Here is a 17,414-nt window from a genome sequence, read left to right as displayed (position 1 = left end):
CTTCCTCATCATTAAGAATTTAAGATTAAAAAAAGTGTAGTAGAAAAATAACAAAGAGTACCGTTAAATTATGACAGTTTCACAAAAACAAGAAGCATTAACACAAGCTTTTAAAGATTTATTAAAGCAAGAGCAGTTTGGTTCTCAAGGCGATATAGTTGATGCGTTGAAGAAACAAGGTTTTGATAATATCAGCCAGTCAAAGGTTTCACGTATGCTCAGTAAATATGGCGCAGTTCGCACCCGCAACGCTCGCCAAGAAATGGTTTATTGTTTACCAGCTGAACTAGGCGTTCCAACAGCGAAAAGCCCTTTACGCCAACTAGTGATAGATATTGAATACAATGAAGTCATGATTATTGTTAGAACAAGCCCCGGCGCTGCCCAGTTGATCGCTCGCTTACTTGATAGCTTAAGTAAAAGCGATGGAGTACTGGGTACGATTGCCGGTGATGATACTATTTTTATTGCCCCAACCCATGTTGGACAAATAAAAGAAACCATTGCTAAATTAGAGTTACTTTTTTCAAGAAACTTAAATTAAGCTAAGTTCGAAGACAGTTAGCCATAGTAACATCGCGATTTTACCGGTTTATTAAAGTGCCAACTTAGCTAAAAAATTCAAACTTGGTGCAAAAAAAGATGCGCCAGTTTCTGCTTGGGTATATTTAAGTAGATGGTCAAAATGACCATGAGCATCACTTTGAATCATGGCTTTTAACATCATCTCAAATGGCTCAGGCGAGCGGCAATAAGAAACAAAAAACAAGCCCTGTAACTTCATATCACCATACGGCATACTTTGTCGCACTATTTCGATAGCGTTACCATCTTCGTCTTTAAGATTTACTCGCTTAGTATGCGCGGTCGCTGGTTTATTTTCATTGGAATATTCTTCATTATCCAGTTTTGTTCGTCCAAAAATATCTTCTTGGTCTTTAACCTTTAAGTTATCCCATAAGTTCAAGTTATGGCGATAACGTTGAATATGTAAATAACTACCTGCCGCAAATTCTTCACTCTCTTCATTAGCAATTAGCGCAACTTTGCGGCGGTGTGAACCTTGTGGGTTTTCTGTGCCATCAACAAAACCCGTTAAATCACGACCATCAAGAAACCTAAAGGCACGCACTTGCTCAGCCAATTCAACGCTGTTGGCTAATAAAGCACAAACCTTGGTACTAACAATATGATTAACGTCTGCACGGTCGCTTCTTATTTCGATATAAAGATCATAACTATCAGCCGGAGCTGCGCGATCATCACATTCAAGCGCGGAAAAAGGCTTTAAATTTTTAGGTCTTCCTTGTGGATACAACTCATCCCAATAGTTAGCACCGATAGCAATAACACCAGCTAAGTTAGATTCTGAAAAACGATCTGCGTAATGATCGAATAAGGCAGGTAATCGAGAAAGTGCGTGACGAACATGAGCATTTTTATCATCTAAAACATTAAACATCAGATAATAACCGTGCAAACTAGGTTCTGCGCAAATACCGAATTGTTCTCTTGCCATCAAAATTCCCAAAAATGTAATGTATATTAATATTTCAATTTTACACAGTTTCTTAAAATTCACAGTAAATCATTTACGATAATAAAATAAGATAAAACCGTGTTGCTTTTTACAGCTATGCCAACGCACTTTTATTAGTATGGGCGCAAGTACTGATAATTTCTGTGCAGCTAAAAGTATTAGCCTTTATCTTGTACATAAAAAAACAGCCCTGAGGCTGTTTTATGATTTATCTTGTTAATATAGATAACACTAGTTGGTATTAAGTAAACTCAGGGTAAGCTTCCATACCACAATCTGATTTATCCATACCTTGATACTCTTCTTCTTCAGTTACACGAATACCCATAACTTTCTTAAGTACATACCAGACCACAAAACTTGCACTAAATACCCAGACAAAGATGGTTGCTGCACCGATTAATTGTCCACTAAAACTTGAAGCAGGGTTAGTAAGAGGAACAAGCAGTAAACCAAACAAACCAACGACACCATGTACTGAGATAGCACCGACTGGATCATCTATTTTCAGTTTATCTAAACCAACCACTGACAAGACAACGATGACACCAGCGACCATACCAAACAAGGTTGCTTGCAATGCCGTGGGTGTTGAAGGCTCAGCAGTAATAGCGACTAATCCCGCTAATGCCCCGTTTAATGTCATGGTTAAATCTGCTTTTTTAAATAGTAATTTCGCAAAAATTAACGCGGCGATAGCGCCACCAGCGGCCGCTGCATTGGTATTTAAAAAGACCATAGCAACTGAATGTGAACTGTTGATATCGGCAAGCTTTAAAACCGAACCACCGTTAAAGCCAAACCAACCCATCCATAAAATAAATGTGCCTAATGTCGCCATAGGTAAGTTAGCACCTGGAATGGCATTAATACGACCATCTGCTCCATATTTACCCTTACGTGCGCCAAGTAACAAGACACCCGCTAATGCTGCTGATGCACCTGCCATGTGGACAATACCCGAGCCAGCAAAATCAGAAAAGCCTAAGTCACCTAGGGTGTACAAACCAAAGACAGCATTACCGCCCCAAGTCCAGCTACCTTCAAGTGGATAAATAACGGCAGTTAACACAACGGTAAAAATAAGGAATGCCCATAATTTCATGCGTTCAGCGACGGCACCAGAAACAATCGACATCGCTGTTGCAACAAAGACCACTTGAAAGAAGAAATCAGACGCTTTGGAATATATAGCTCCGCCATTAAAACCATCTTCACGGCCAGAAAATTCTTTTAATACCGCATCAGCATCGATTGTTTCGATGCCAGATAAGAAGAAACCCCCACCGTACATAATTTCGTAACCGCAGGCCAAATACATCATGCAAGCAATAGCATAAAGCGCGACGTTTTTAGTCAAAATTTCTGTGGTATTTTTTGCACGCACTAAACCGGCTTCTAACATAGAAAAACCCGCGGCCATCCACATAACAAGAGCACCACATATCAAGAAATAGAAAGTGTCCATTGCATACTGTAATTGAAAAATATTTTGTTCCATGATTTACCCCTTAAATAGCTTCAACATCTTGCTCACCAGTACGAATACGTACAGCTTGCTGTAAGTCATAGACAAATATTTTACCATCGCCAATTTTACCTGTGTGCGCCGACTCGGTAATTGCTTTGACTAAGCGTTCAACAACATCATCATTGACAGCAATTTCAAGTTTCACTTTCGGTAAAAAGTCCACTTGATACTCAGCACCACGATACAATTCGGTATGCCCTTTTTGTCGTCCAAAACCTTTTACTTCACTGACAGTTAGTCCTTCAACACCAATTTCAGAAATTGCTTCTCTGACATCATCCAGTTTGAAAGGTTTTATTATTGCGTTAACCATTTTCATTATGTTTAGCCTTATTTATGATTTGTACATAACAATACAAATGTTATGCCAAAGACTAAAACACTTAATATTCATAAGGTTAAGGTAAACAATAAAAAAAAGGCTATTTAAAAGCACTTCGTTGGTGCATGAAATTTTATCAATGACAGTAATTGGTGCATGATTTAATTAGCATGCAAGGAAGTCCCGTTTGTTAAATAAAACTATTAGCGGTGTTAGGCAAGGAAAGGTTAATTAGCAAGGATGGCAAAGACAGTTCTGCTATCTAAGAGGTTTATTACTCGGTGACAACTCATGATTAATGAGTGTATTAGCTGCGCAGACAAGGTAAGTGCAATAAAAATTGAGATGAGGTTAGCTCAGCAAAGAAAAGCTATTGCTAAATAGATCACTACCCTCACCCACAGTTATTATATCAAAAGATGTAGCGGTTAATAAAGCATAGAGGCACTTGGGTTAAGTACAGCAAGGATACTTAAACGTTCCATATCACAGAAGTCGCTGGCATCACGCAACAGCTCTTGTTGCACTGATAACGCATCGAGTTTTTCATCACTAATGACATCGGCTTGGCAATGACTTTTGCATTGGTGGTTCAGTGTCATTACTCGTTTAGCAATATAAAGTAACTTAGTTTCGTCGGTACTATGTTGAAACTCCTCTTCATCTTGATAACGTATAGGTTCAATCAAGCTGTAAGGAAGTTGCCATTGTTTTAATAATTCAGCGCTAATGTCAGCGTAGGAAAAACCCAGTATTTGTAGTTGTTTAGTCCAAGGCAATTCATCTGAATTAATATGCTTACATTGTTCTACTTTTTCAGGCATAAATTGATGTATGACTAGTTCGCCTAAATTATGCAGCAAACCTAAAATAAATAATCGTTCCGCATTGGGTACGTTTAGTTTAGTGCCTAAAAATTTAACCGTTAATGCACAGTCAACACTACGCTCCCAAAAGTCATCTAAATATTCGGGACTGGCTTTTAGTTTTCTAAAGGCATCAGTGGTAAAATAAGCAATAACTAAGTTGTAAACTTCGGTAATACCCAAGATTAAAACCGCTTTAGAAATAGTGTCTATTTTACCAGGATAGTTAAAAAAAGAGCTGTTTGAGAGCTTTAAAATAGTCGCTGACAAGGCGGGATCAAGTAAAATGACATCCGCTATATCATCAATAGTTGATGATTCGTTATCAATTAACTCTTTAATGCGGATAAAAGAATCCGACAATACAAATATTTCACTCGCCTGTTCGGCGTATTCAACAGCATTCATAACAAAAATCCTAACAAGAAATATAGGGTTGTTTTTATATAAAAATAAAACACTCAGCAAATAAATTTAAAGCTAACACCCGCTGATGGCTCAGTTTTTCAATAAGATACAAGGTATTAGCAATAACCTAAATTTTACTCAAGTATAGACACTATATTAATAATAAGTGACTTATTTTCAGAAAAAGTCTAATTAGTCTTCAACGGTTAAGGCAACTTGGTAAGAGCCAAATTTTCTAATATTAATAACCCCCTTATCAAAAATAAGATATTGGCCTTTTATCCCTTGTAATAATCCTGAAACTTGGGGTGTTTTATCAAAGTTAAAAGAGCCAATTTTTTCTAAGTACTGCTCAACAGGAAAGTTCAAATTGACTACTGGTTCGTCAAGTAATTCAACGGCGTCTGCACCAAAGCGTAATTTAATATCGTCTAACTGTGCTGCAATTTCAGGTAGTAATGCTTGTGCTTTCGCTTTTAAATCAACCATTTCACCTGCACCTTTTAACATAGCTCGCCAGTTTGTTTTATCGGCAATAAACTTAGCCAGTGCTATTTCAACTAAACCCGATTGTAAGCGTGTACTTACTCTAAATAGTTTTAAAGCTTGTGTTGCACCTTGGTCAATCCAGCGGGTAGGTATTTGAGTATGGCGAGTAATGCCAACTTTAATGCCAGAGGTATTGGCTAAATAAACATAATGATTAACCATGCAATTTTTTACGCCCCATTCTGGCTCACGACAAGTCCCCTGAGCATGATGGCAAGTTTCTGGTTTCATAATACACATATCGCATTGAGCAAGTTTTTGCATACACGGATAACAAAAACCTTGCGAATAACTTTTCTTGGTTACTCTTGCACAATGACGACACGCTATTTTACCTTGGTAATCTAAAGTAATATTTTTCCCAATTAACGCATTCATATCAATGAGCTGATCGCCTATAGGTAATTGGTAATGAACGAGTCCGTTTTCATCTAACTGAGCAGTCATTTTACTCAAAGCACCTGCATCGTAATGGGTCATTTATTGTCTCGGTATGTTTGATGGAGAAATTTATAGGGCATGGTATAAAACTCTGTAAATGACAGCCAGCTTTTTATCGATTTCGGCAACAAAAATTGCGATACTATTGTTATATCAGCAAAACCTTTACAGCCAAGCCAACTTGTATGCAAAAAAAAGAACCAACCGCCAAGCCAACTTGGTTTGTTTATTATTTACGTTGTGCAGACAACAGTTTATACGCGGGTATTACTACCGACTTAATTCGCCGTTTAGGTGAACATAATACTTGTAATAAAACAGGGGCTAAATATACGCGGGTTCGGCGGCCGGTCGAATTAGTTTACGCTGAGCCCCAAGAAAATCGTCAACTCGCTTGCAAGCGCGAATATCAACTAAAGAAGTTTACTAAGCTTAAAAAAGAGACCTTAGTGAAGAACTTTAAGCCAATAATTTTTTAGAAAAGCCCTGACAGTACTGGTCTGCTTAGTATTACTTTTATTAGATAATTTCCATTTGTCGACAAGTAACTGCTAGTATACGGCGGTTTTCACATAATAGATGTATGCAAAATGTTTCTAGAACGTTACTGTAATATTACAAACAATCAAATTAGTTTTTCTCGTCAGCAAGGTAGCGATTTCGCTAAAATAGTTGCCGATGATTTCAATCCGCTGCACGATGCCGATGCAAAACGTTTTTGCGTGCCAGGTGATTTACTTTTTTCATTAGTGCTAGAAAAGTCAGGTTTATCACAAAATATGGGCTTTACTTTTTCAGGTATGGTGACCGATGGCATTAAACTCAATTTTCCTGAAAAAATTGTCGAATCTGCAAGTATTCTTGATGATAATGCTAAAGAATATATGAAAATAGATGCTTCAGGACAGTGTACAACTAACCGTCAATCGATCGATGCTTTGATCCGCGCCTACGTTGAGTTCTCTGGCCATACTTTTCCACATATTTTAGTGAAACTGATGTTTGAAAAAAATGTCATGATCAACCCAACACGTCCAATGGTGATGTACGAGAATATGTTTATTCATTTAGATGAAGTTGATTTTGCCGACGTGCAATTGCAATTAACGACGCCTAGCTTACTCATTGACGGTAAACGGGGTAAAGCAACCTTGCCTTTTGACTTAGTCGCTGATGGCAAAGTGATTGGTCATGGTAAAAAGCACATGTTACTCAGTGGCTTAAGAGATTATGACCAAACCACTATTGATAGTCTCGTTAATCATTACAATGATAAAAAAGCGCAGTACTTAAAATAACCCCTTAATAAGATGATGCGAGTTAAAATTTTATTAACATCATTTTATCAAACGCTAGCTGTTGTGTTCTTCTGTTTTCCACACAAAAAGCAAACTTTTTAATTGTTTTAGGTCGCGAGCATTGCTTTGGCTGTTGATAGTACTCCAGCCATGCTCGCAACTTTTCTCCTTGATAGCGAGATTTTAAGACCAGCGCAGCTGAGGTTTCGAAGGGATCTATACGGTTTTCTTTAATATCACTAGCTGAACTTCTCGATAACTGCTGACCTTTAACAGATATTTTTCTCGGTTTTTTTTTCTGTTTATTTTGCTTATTTACTATGGGCTTTTTTAATCGACTTTGTTGACATTGCCACCATTTTGTTCGAGCACTTTCTTCTTGTTTTTTCAAACGTTCACTTCGTTTTACACTATGACCTTGTCTTTGCTGAGACTGAATATTAGCTAACTTATCTTCATAGCGCTGACAGTGTTTTTTCCCAGCAAAGCTTTGCTGGGAAAAAATTAAAGCCATACTTATAAAAAAAAGTTTAAAATGTACTTTATACATAGCTCCTCCTTGAACTTCGCAATAAAACAACAACTAGCATTAACAGCTTAGTACATTTAATTAACATTACATTAGCAATCGCAAAAAAAACTTCTATACTAAAACCTATCGAGAAATGAGCAAGGATGTTCAATTTTGAAAATATTCACCTTAAAATATTTTGCCATATTCACCAGTTTTATCCTTTGGCCACAAGGCTACACCTCAGAGTTACCAAAAATTCAGCTGGCTACGCCTTATCAAGTAGAGAGTAAAACCCCGATAAAGATCAGCGAATATTTTGTTAGTGAAAAACTTGACGGTATTCGAGGTTATTGGAACGGTAAAAACTTATTAACCCGTGGTGGTAATCTTATCCATGCGCCAAAATGGTTTACTCAAGGTTGGCCATTAACCTATCTTGATGGCGAACTATGGAGCAAGCGCGCTGAATTTGAAAAGATCAGCAGCTGTGTTAGAAAGCATGCCCCCCAACAGCAAATCACAATAAGTTGTTGGCAGAAAATACGCTTTATGGTTTTTGATTTACCCAAGCATTCAGGTACTTTTAGTGAGCGTATTAAGCAAATAAAAGCTGAGATGGCAACAACTGACAATCACTATTGGCAAATCATAAAACAAGAGAAAGTAAACTCAATTGCGATATTGAATCAACGTTTAGCAGACGTGGTCGAAAAAGGCGGGGAAGGACTGATGCTGCATCATCAAGCCGCCTATTATAAAATAGGGAGAAGCCAAGACCTGATAAAATTAAAACAATATGATGATAGTGAAGCGATCGTTGTTGCTTATATCGCAGGTAAAGGCAAGTACAAAAATATGATGGGATCGATAAGAGTAAAAATGAAGTCAGGCTTACTCTTTAAAATTGGTAGTGGTTTTACTGACGAACAACGTAAAAACCCACCAAAGATTGGTAGCACAATTACCTTTAAATACATTGGTAAAACAGCGCGAGGTGTGCCAAAATTTGCTAGCTTTTTACGTGTGCGTACCTTAGCGTTGAGCCAGTAAAACAGACAAAATTACGATTCAATCCTTTAAAAAAGAGAATAATAATTAATGGAATTTCACTTATGGTTATCTTTTGTGGTTATTTGTATGATGGGCGCTTTATCACCAGGCCCGAGTTTAGCATTAGTCATCAAAAACACCCTCGCTGGCGGAACACCACAAGGTTATGCGACGGCGATTAGTCACGGTTTAGGCGTTGCACTTTACGCGGCGATTACAGCAACAGGCATAGCGGTAATTATCGTTAAATCGCCTTTAATATTTAGTATTATTCAATATGCAGGCGCTGCTTTTTTACTTTACTTGGGGGTAAAATCATTATTAAGTAAAAAAAATAACCAAGTATTTTCTCAAGATGACTCCGCGGCAAAAACACAGGTAAATGGCTGGCGAGATGGCTTTTTAATTGCCTTTTTAAATCCTAAACTTGCTATTTTCTTTCTCGCATTATTTAGCCAGTTTTTAGCAGGAGATGCCAGCAGTGAACAAAAAGTAATAATGACCGCCACCGTAGGCAGCATTGATGCTTTATGGTATTGCCTAGTAACTTTTACACTATCGCGCGGTAATATCATTAGTAAGTTACGTGAAAACAGCCATATTGTTGACAAGGTAACCGGCAGCTTTTTGATATTACTTGCAGCACGAATAGTGATTAGCTAAGTCTGGCTTATTAAGACATTGCAATATAGCGAAAATAAAGTACTTTCAAGCCCTTACCTGCTTCAGCCTCAACAAACACCTCAGGGTTATCAATACGATGCTGAAATTGACACTGAGGGCACTCTCTAGCAACTTCAGCTAACAAAAAGTCTTCACTTAAATCAGGGGAGTTTAAACAGAGTATAACATCACTATTATTTGCCATTAATACCGGCAAACGTTTAATGATTTTCTGGTAATCTCGCTCGATATTGACACTCCCTTTTTGGAATGAAGGTGGATCGCAAATTAATAAATCATAAGGACCATATTTTTTTAACTTGCCGTAAGACTTAAATATATCGACACCTTCATATTTTACCTTACTCGCTTCTTGCTTATTAAGTTTATGGTTTTCACGTCCTGTTGATAAAGCGCCTTTACTCATATCAATATTAACGACTTGCTCTGCACCACCGGCGATGGCAGCAATAGAGAAAGCACAGGTGTAGGCAAAAAGGTTTAACACTTTTTTACCTTCACTGTTATCTTTGACCCACTGGCGGCCATTACTCATATCAAGAAACAGTCCAGAATTTTGTGCCTTCCCCAAACTAAGGTGATATTGCAAACCATGTTCTTGTGCCTTTAATGCGGTAATCTCTTCTCCCCAGAGTACTTCACTTGGCGAAAATTTTCGGCTGCGATACTGCACTTGGATAGATAGACATTGTGGTAGCAACTGTTGGATCACGATAACTTGTTCACTTAACCAAGCCTCTTCAACCTCTTGGTAAAGCGTAATAAGCACAACGGGTGAGAACCAATCAACATTAACATGGGTTAAGCCAGGGTAAGCATGACCACGACCGTGAAATAATCGCTGACAATCGACGAGCTTATTTTCATTTTGAAGATGGACTAAAATAGGTTGAAGATGTGTTTGAAGCGTTGAATTCATAACTTAATTTTTTATGGCCAAAAATAAAGCCGCATAATAACAAATTATGCGGCTTTACGTTCAAATCGTTTGCCTGTTTAGTCTAGATTAATAAACTAAAATCCAAAAATACTAAAAGCAAAGAATTTTTGTGTCACCGTATTCAAGAAAATACCCAAGACAATGACTGGAATAAAAGTGCCTAATGAAAAGTTAACGTACTTTTCTACCCAAGAGCCTTTATAAGTATCGTTACCAATAGCCAGCTCTTCTGACAAGTTATGCTTTTTCCAACGATAGCTAACGAAAACACATAATAAAAAGCCGTTTAACGGTAAAATAGTATCGTAGAAAATATCATAAACCACGTCAAAGAATGAACGTGTGCCCCCAGCATAACTGGTAAATTCAGTAAAGAATGACACCATACCAAAAGAGACCATAGCAAAGACTGTTAGCGCGCCACCAACAATCATTAAAATTGATAAAGCTTTTCTGCGGCTATGTTTCTTTTCAGTCACTAAGTAAGAAACGGGTACTTCAATAATCGATACCAGTGATGTTATTGCAGCAAAAAAGACCAACAGGAAGAAAAATGCCGCAACAGCACTCGCACCAATATAACCAAGCGACACTTGTAATGCTAAAAATATTTTAGGTAAAAAAGTAAAGATCAATGAGACTGAGCTGTCACTTAATTCCGCTGGGTTAACATTCGGGTTGAATGAAAACACTGCAGGTAAAATCATTAAACCCGCAGTAAAGGCAACAGCGGTGTCGGTTAGTGCAACCAGTTTTGCAGAATTAACTATGTCGGTTTTATTATTAATATATGAACCGTAAGTAATTAAAATCCCCATACCGAGTGATAGCGAGAAAAAGGCTTGTGACAATGCGCCATTAATGACTGAAGGAGTAATTTTATCAAAATCAGGAACAATAAAGAATTTCACACCAGCAAAAGCATTTTCTAGTGTTAAGACGTAAACCACCATAATTAACAACATCACAAATAATGTTGGCATTAAAACTTTTGCCGCTTTTTCTATGCCCTCTTTGACACCTGCCACTAAGATGAAGTTGACAATAGCCGCTACGGCAAACATAGCAACAAATAAATAGGGACTGTTGATGAACTCACCAAAACCATTGCCACTGGCTAAGTAATCTAATTTACCCGCGAGTGTTAATGCAACATAGCCAAAAATCCAGACCGTTAGCACCATATAAAAAACCGCAATCATAAAGGGAGTTAAGACACCGAATATACCAGCGATACCCCAACCTCTACTGCCGCCACTTAACGCTTTGTAGGCGCCAACAGGTTCTTTTTGGGTTTTTCGACCAACGGCCATTTCTGCAATCATTACCGGTAAACAAATTAAAAATACGAATATTGCATACATGATTAAAAATGCGCCACCCCCATTTTTAGCTGCGTTTACTGGAAAGCCAACTAAATTGCCAATACCAACAGCAGAACCTGCTGCTGCCAAAATAAATCCAAGTTTAGAGCTAAACTGCTCTCTCGATGCGCTCATAAATGTCCTTAATTATAATTATTTGTAGGGCATATTTTGTATAGTTTATTAACTATACGAAAAAAAGAATTGCCTGATGCTAGCAGGCTTTATAATTAATGTCTTCTTTTAGAACGAAGGTATTAGTAATTAAGTGTATAAATATAGTTGCACTTAGACAACAACCAGCCAAACCATTGAAAAACAGATAATAAAAATAATATATTTAGCAAGATACGTTTCTGTACAGCCCCGTTTTGCTATTTTGAGAAGAGCCCACCATTCATAATAGTAAGAATATTTTCCGCTTCTTCTGCCGCAAACACTATTGCCTGAGCTAAATCATCACTTGAAATATTTAAATTCGCGCATAAGCTTTCATCAACACTATCATCATAATCAAACTGATCAGGGTGACTATCAACTAAAGCTAAGCGAGATGCTAAATAGAGTACCTTGACATCTTTATTAATTTGAATAGTTTTCGCTTCATTAAAGTGACGGATCGGTAAAATGATTTTTTCAGGTATTTGCCATATCTTTAACAGTTCGGCAGAAATATCAGTATAAGTAAAACCCAAGGCTTGCTTTTGTAATACCCAAGGCAATTGTTCTGCTGAATATTTTTCACATTTTTTTGCAATCTCAGGGGTTATTTTTGCGACAATCAATTCACCAAAATTTTGCAAGAGTCCGGCAACAAAAAGCCGTTCAATATCTCGTATACCTGCTTTAATGGCTAAGTTTTTAGTCGCTAAGCCACAAAAGATACTCATTCGCCAGAAGCGTTTTAAATCGATAGCCTGATTTGAAAAATGCTTAAAAGCGGTTGCCGCAACATCCACTAACATCATGTTATAAATAGCTTGCGTACCTATAATGGTAATGGCACGTGAAATAGTACTTATTTCGCCAGGAAAACTATAAATCGCACTATTTGCTATTTGTAATAAACGCGAAGTCATCGAAGGATCGACACTGATCACATTAGCAAAGTCTTCAATGCTTGAATCTTCATTTTCCATTAAGGCTTTAATTTTAAAACAGGCATCGGGAAGCGCAAAAGAGCCATTGGCTTGAAGCGCATATTGGTGAGCATCCATTGGGTTATCAATCATTTTTTATAGAATAATATTAATAGTGTAGCTTGTTGCTTTAAAACAGAAAACAAAAAAACGCAGTGATCTTCATCACTGCGTTTTTATATTTTCTATTGAGGTATTTTACTGAGCGAAAGTTTTTCCAAAAAAATCACCTTGGTTCCATGTTGGACGCTTATCACCATTAGCAATTTCTAAACCTATCATCATATTCACTTCGGCAAAACTTGCCGCGGCATCGTAACGAATAGGTAAGGTTATTTCATCACTGTGCTGATGATAATGATTTTTAAGAAAATCACCAAATACCGCACCACCATCTATTTCAGGATCTTTAGATTTAAAGCCCGTCATTAAGAATACAGATGGAATACCAGCTTTTACAAAGCTGTAATGATCGCTGCGAGTAAATAACGCCTGCTCTGGCATAGGATCGTCACTTAACGATAAATTAATTTTTTCGGCAGCACTCGCAACAATAGGCCCTAAACTTGAGTGTGTTGAACCGAAAGCAATAATATCGGCGAACGGATATAAAATTAATGGCATATCTAAATTAACATTGGCGACCATTTTTGATGTAGGTACCGTTGGGTTTGTTGCAAAGTAACTAGATCCTAATAAGCCTTTTTCTTCAGCCGTTACCACCACGAACAAAATAGAACGCTTGGGCTTTTCAGGCATAGCTGATAACAAACGCGCAGTTTCTAATAGTATTGCAACGCCTGAAGCGTTATCAAGCGCACCATTATTGATTTTATCTTCTTCATCACCATGGCTACTAAGACCGATATGATCAAGATGCGCACTAAAAACAACATACTCATCTTTTAGACTTGGATCGCTTCCTTCAATAGCAGCAATGATATTAGGGCTAGTGATCTCTTCATGACGACTTTTACTGGCCATTTCAACGGTTGATTTTAATGCAAAACCTTTAATGGCAACATTGTTTGTATCGTCGCTAAGTATATCCGCTAAAGTTCGCTCAGCACCAACAAATAAAGCCGCTGCAGACTCGGCACTGATATAAGCTCCGCCTTTCAACTGGGGATGTTTACCAAAAGGTATTCCGTCTTTATCTAACCAGTTAAGCCTTGGTGCATCGGCATAACTAGCCGTTTTAGTAAAGGTGCGTACTGCATCGCGTTTTGGCGTATGAATCGTGATAAAACCAACAGCACCATTTTTAACAGCATTTTTTAATTTTTCACTACCCGAGCCAATATGAGCGCCTTCTTCTGAAGGTAAATCGTCTGGACGGCCTGTTAAGACGACAACAACTTTTCCTTCAACATCAATATCTTTATAGTCGTTATACCCAAAATCTTCAGAAACAACGCCGTAACCAATGAAAACAGTTTCCGCTGATATAGCCGATTCTGTCGATGCACTGTCACCCGACATAATAAACGCATCTTTAAATGTGAGCGCAACTTCACCATCGCTATTGATTACCGATAACTTAGCACTATTTTCTTCAAGAAACGCTTTACGAAAAGTAACTTGCTGCTCAAATCCTGCTTGCTCACCCATAGGCGTTAAACCTAATTGCTTGAAGTATGACTTTACGTAATTAGCCGCAATTTGGTAACCATCGCTGCCGGTATCTCTGCCTAACAATGTATCGTCGGCTAAAAATTCTATGTGAGCTCGAATATTGTTTTCATTAACTTGTGGTGCTTTTTCGGCAACAGTTGTCGTTGCTTTTTCGCTCTGTCCACACGCAGATAAGAATGCGATAGTTAATAAACTTACGCTGGCTATTAATTTAAATTTCATTGGTTTTTTCATATTATGGCTTAATTTTTTTTTAAGATCGGTAGATTTATATCGACCGTCACTATAATGATTGTAAAAATAAAACGCTAGTATAGTGACAAAGTTATTGGTTAACACTAATGGCAATTAAACCTGACAGGTCAAAGGGAAAAGTACTGTTAATACCAATAAGGTGTGGTGGTATTATTTAGATAAACTACTTGAGTAAATATTTTTCAGAATCAGCCGCAGCCATAGGCTTAGCATAATAATAGCCTTGGCCATACCGACACGCCATAGCCGTTAGTAGTTCGGCATCGGCTAAGTTTTCAATACCTTCTCCAACCGTGCCCATATTCAAATTAGTAGCTAAATCTATAATTGTTTTTATGATTGCTTGATGATTATCATGTTCATGAGCGTTGTTAATAAATGAGCGATCAATTTTCAGCACATCAATAGGAAAACGATGTAAGTAGCTAAGACTTGAATAACCGGTACCAAAATCGTCAAGCAGAATTTTAACGCCTAGCACTTTTAAAGTATTCATATTCTCTAGCACTAAATCACTATTTTCTAATAAAGCACGCTCAGTTAATTCGACTCTTAGTTGGCTAGGTTTAATGCCCACACGTTGAATTATTTCTTCAATATCTGCGGGCAGGGTTGCACTAAAAAAGTGATTACCATAGAGGTTACAGCTCACATATAAATCGTTACGACCACAGATTGCTTCCCACTGTTTTAACTGTAGACAAGACTTTTCCAGAATAAGAAAATCAATCGCCATGACTAAATTCGTTTCTTCAGCTAACGGGATAAAATCATCGGGATAAACAAAACCACGCTTATTGCTCTGCCAACGCGCCAGTGCTTCAAAACCAACAACAGTTTCAGTTTTTAAATCAACGATAGGTTGAAAGTAAGGAGAAAATTCACTATTGGCTATGCCGTCACGAATATCGGCTTCTAATTCCAGGGCATGTTGCACTTTTTTCTGCATACTAGAATCAAACACTTCATAACGTCCCTTACCTTTATCTTTTGCATGATACATGGCGGTATCAGCATCCCTGAGCATAATATCAGCACTGTCATAACGTTCATTATTAAACAACACGCCAATACTTGTGCCAATAAAAATACTTTGATTTTCAATAGTAAAGGGCGTCGCTAAAAAATCAGTGATACGTTGCGCAATATCATAAGCTTCATGATTAGATTCGAGGTCTTCAATCAAGATAACAAATTCATCACCACCTAATCGAGCAACAGTGTCTTTGTCTCTGACCAGTACTTTTAACTCTTTGGCTATTTCTTGTAAAAGTAAGTCACCGGCATGGTGGCCTAAGCTATCATTAACGACTTTGAAACGGTCAAGATCTAAAAACAACACAGCAAATTTAAGATCTGCTTTTCGTTTATGACAGGCGATAGCGTGGTTTAATAAATTAATAAATAAAGTACGGTTAGGTAAACCGGTTAGAATATCGTGCGACGCCGTATGTTGTAACTTCTCTTCAGCTTGTTTTCTTTGCTTGATTTCGTCTTCTAATGCCACAGTTCGCAGCTTAACCTGCTGCTCTAGAAGGATATGAGACTGTCGTTCAACTTCTAATATGTCACGTCTTTGAATCGCTGATGCAACATGCTGAGAAACAAATTTCAATAGCTCGGCATCTTGTTCGGTAAAGGTTGTTGCTAAATTATAACTTTGTAAGACCATTGCTCCCAACACTACACCTGAATGTATTAATGGCACGCCCAGCCAAGATTTAGTTTCTTTTTGTGGCTCTTTTGTCTCACCTTGTTGATACAAGGCATACATTTTCGGGTAATTAAGTAATTGAGTTTCACCGGTACGAATAATATATTCGGTAAAGCCATTCCCTAATACCCTAGGCTGCGAGTCGACGGCTGCATTGGTAGAGTTTTGATCTAAATAATAAACAAAAGTTAGTGTTTTTGAATGTTGATCATATTTAGTAATATAAAAGTTTTGTGCGTTAATTAACTGACCAACAATATTATGAACCATCGAATAAAATTCATCAATATGGAGCGTAGCATCATTAGTTAACTCTGATATTTTGAAAAGTGACTCTTGCAATAGTTCTGATTTTTCTCGTTCTCTAATTTGCTTCATTAATTCGCGAGTGCGAGAATTTACCGCATTTTGTAAACGCTCATGGTCGTGTAAACGGGTCATAGCGGTAACTATATGCTGAGCGGTAAATTCCATTAGCTCAAGGTCATCTACTTGGTAACGGAGTGCTTCGGAATAACTTTGTACGGCCATAACGCCAATAACAACACCATCATTAAGTAATGGTACACCAAGCCAGTCAGTACTATCGGAGCCAATACGTTTAATTGAATTATTAGCTTCTAATTCAGTCACAATTTCAGGGGTCGCCAAGAGTGATTTAGCCGTTTCAATAACATAGCAAGTCATAGAACCTGCAAATGCTTCAAGGGGTGACTTACCTAGAGGATAATCATCTTTTTCATCGACATCATAAACGAACTCTAACGTTGAAAGGGTTTGGTCATAAAGGGCAATATAAAAATTTTCAGCTCTCATCACTGATGCAATGGATTGGTGAACTTGACCATAAAACATACTTAAATCTGCACAGTCATGAGATAACTGGTTTAACTTAAAAAGTGCAGTATAACGAGCTTCGAGCTTACGGTACTTGCCTAGCAAAGAAATGGTTTCCTTTGCTAGCAAGCTATCGCTCTCGTTCAGCTTATCAAGTTCGTTATTTAAAGGGTCTGTCATACATTACAACTTGAGGTGAGAGTAATAGATTTACTCTGTATAATGACGATATTTAAGCAAAATATCCACTAGATGAAATAAAATACTAGCAATGAGTTAGCTCATTATTATAAAGGAGCACAAGGCTCCTTTATACTTTATTGCTTA

The 17,414-nt window shown here is 37.6% G+C and carries 16 protein-coding genes; 5 read left to right on the top strand and 11 right to left on the bottom strand.

Annotated features, from left to right (window positions below):
- The first annotated feature begins 70 nt into the window (after positions 1-70).
- Positions 71-544, top strand: a complete 474-nt coding sequence (gene argR / locus H4J57_RS06495) for a transcriptional regulator ArgR (protein ID WP_070375733.1) — start codon at positions 71-73, stop codon at positions 542-544.
- Positions 545-595: 51 nt separating this feature from the next.
- Here argR and H4J57_RS06490 read toward each other — a convergent pair whose 3' ends face one another.
- From H4J57_RS06490 to H4J57_RS06470, 5 genes are all read right to left on the bottom strand, one after another.
- Positions 596-1,519: a Dyp-type peroxidase gene (locus tag H4J57_RS06490; RefSeq protein ID WP_182213759.1), complete on the bottom strand. Its 924-nt coding sequence runs from the start codon at positions 1,517-1,519 to the stop codon at positions 596-598.
- A 262-nt stretch (positions 1,520-1,781) separates the two neighbouring features.
- Positions 1,782-3,041 (bottom strand): ammonium transporter, encoded by a 1,260-nt coding sequence (locus tag H4J57_RS06485; RefSeq protein WP_182213761.1) that lies wholly within the window; start codon positions 3,039-3,041, stop codon positions 1,782-1,784.
- Between the two features lie 10 nt (positions 3,042-3,051).
- Positions 3,052-3,390 carry a P-II family nitrogen regulator gene (locus H4J57_RS06480; protein WP_070375731.1) on the bottom strand — a complete coding sequence of 113 codons (339 nt, stop codon included), beginning with the start codon at positions 3,388-3,390 and terminating at the stop codon, positions 3,052-3,054.
- Between the two features lie 431 nt (positions 3,391-3,821).
- Positions 3,822-4,667, bottom strand: coding sequence for an HDOD domain-containing protein (locus H4J57_RS06475; RefSeq protein WP_182242296.1), 846 nt, complete (start codon positions 4,665-4,667; stop codon positions 3,822-3,824).
- 192 nt (positions 4,668-4,859) lie between these two features.
- Entirely contained in the window at positions 4,860-5,696 is an 837-nt protein-coding gene (locus H4J57_RS06470) for a DUF2797 domain-containing protein (protein ID WP_070375728.1), read from the bottom strand.
- Between the two features lie 146 nt (positions 5,697-5,842).
- Here H4J57_RS06470 and H4J57_RS06465 point away from each other — a divergent pair, with 146 nt between their 5' ends.
- Positions 5,843-6,136: a GIY-YIG nuclease family protein gene (locus H4J57_RS06465; protein ID WP_182213763.1), complete on the top strand. Its 294-nt coding sequence runs from the start codon at positions 5,843-5,845 to the stop codon at positions 6,134-6,136.
- A 111-nt stretch (positions 6,137-6,247) separates the two neighbouring features.
- Complete coding sequence (locus H4J57_RS06460; protein WP_182242295.1) at positions 6,248-6,955, top strand: DUF3581 family protein; 708 nt, start codon at positions 6,248-6,250, stop codon at positions 6,953-6,955.
- A gap of 22 nt (positions 6,956-6,977) precedes the next feature.
- Here H4J57_RS06460 and H4J57_RS06455 read toward each other — a convergent pair whose 3' ends face one another.
- Positions 6,978-7,505, bottom strand: coding sequence for a hypothetical protein (locus H4J57_RS06455; RefSeq protein ID WP_182242294.1), 528 nt, complete (start codon positions 7,503-7,505; stop codon positions 6,978-6,980).
- Between the two features lie 135 nt (positions 7,506-7,640).
- Between H4J57_RS06455 and H4J57_RS06450 the strand changes: the two genes are divergently transcribed.
- Both H4J57_RS06450 and H4J57_RS06445 read left to right on the top strand, forming a co-directional pair.
- Positions 7,641-8,519, top strand: a complete 879-nt coding sequence (locus H4J57_RS06450) for a DNA ligase (RefSeq protein ID WP_220470275.1) — start codon at positions 7,641-7,643, stop codon at positions 8,517-8,519.
- A 48-nt stretch (positions 8,520-8,567) separates the two neighbouring features.
- Positions 8,568-9,182 (top strand): LysE family translocator, encoded by a 615-nt coding sequence (locus H4J57_RS06445; protein ID WP_070375724.1) that lies wholly within the window; start codon positions 8,568-8,570, stop codon positions 9,180-9,182.
- A gap of 10 nt (positions 9,183-9,192) precedes the next feature.
- Here H4J57_RS06445 and H4J57_RS06440 read toward each other — a convergent pair whose 3' ends face one another.
- From H4J57_RS06440 to H4J57_RS06420, 5 genes are all read right to left on the bottom strand, one after another.
- Positions 9,193-10,122 carry a class I SAM-dependent methyltransferase gene (locus H4J57_RS06440; protein WP_182242293.1) on the bottom strand — a complete coding sequence of 310 codons (930 nt, stop codon included), beginning with the start codon at positions 10,120-10,122 and terminating at the stop codon, positions 9,193-9,195.
- 95 nt (positions 10,123-10,217) lie between these two features.
- A complete protein-coding gene (locus tag H4J57_RS06435; RefSeq protein ID WP_182222447.1) occupies positions 10,218-11,642 on the bottom strand; it encodes a sodium-dependent transporter in 1,425 nt (474 codons plus the stop codon).
- Between the two features lie 239 nt (positions 11,643-11,881).
- Complete coding sequence (locus H4J57_RS06430; RefSeq protein ID WP_182242292.1) at positions 11,882-12,724, bottom strand: HDOD domain-containing protein; 843 nt, start codon at positions 12,722-12,724, stop codon at positions 11,882-11,884.
- 120 nt (positions 12,725-12,844) lie between these two features.
- Positions 12,845-14,503 carry a M28 family metallopeptidase gene (locus tag H4J57_RS06425; RefSeq protein ID WP_182242291.1) on the bottom strand — a complete coding sequence of 553 codons (1,659 nt, stop codon included), beginning with the start codon at positions 14,501-14,503 and terminating at the stop codon, positions 12,845-12,847.
- A 196-nt stretch (positions 14,504-14,699) separates the two neighbouring features.
- Entirely contained in the window at positions 14,700-17,267 is a 2,568-nt protein-coding gene (locus H4J57_RS06420) for an EAL domain-containing protein (RefSeq protein ID WP_182242290.1), read from the bottom strand.
- Between the last annotated feature and the right edge of the window lie 147 nt (positions 17,268-17,414).

This window comes from Colwellia sp. BRX8-7 (genome assembly GCF_014077275.1).
In the GTDB taxonomy this organism is placed as follows: domain Bacteria; phylum Pseudomonadota; class Gammaproteobacteria; order Enterobacterales; family Alteromonadaceae; genus Colwellia_A.
The sequence above is the reverse complement of the archived record's forward strand: the minus strand, read 5'-3'. Positions and strand labels throughout refer to the sequence as shown.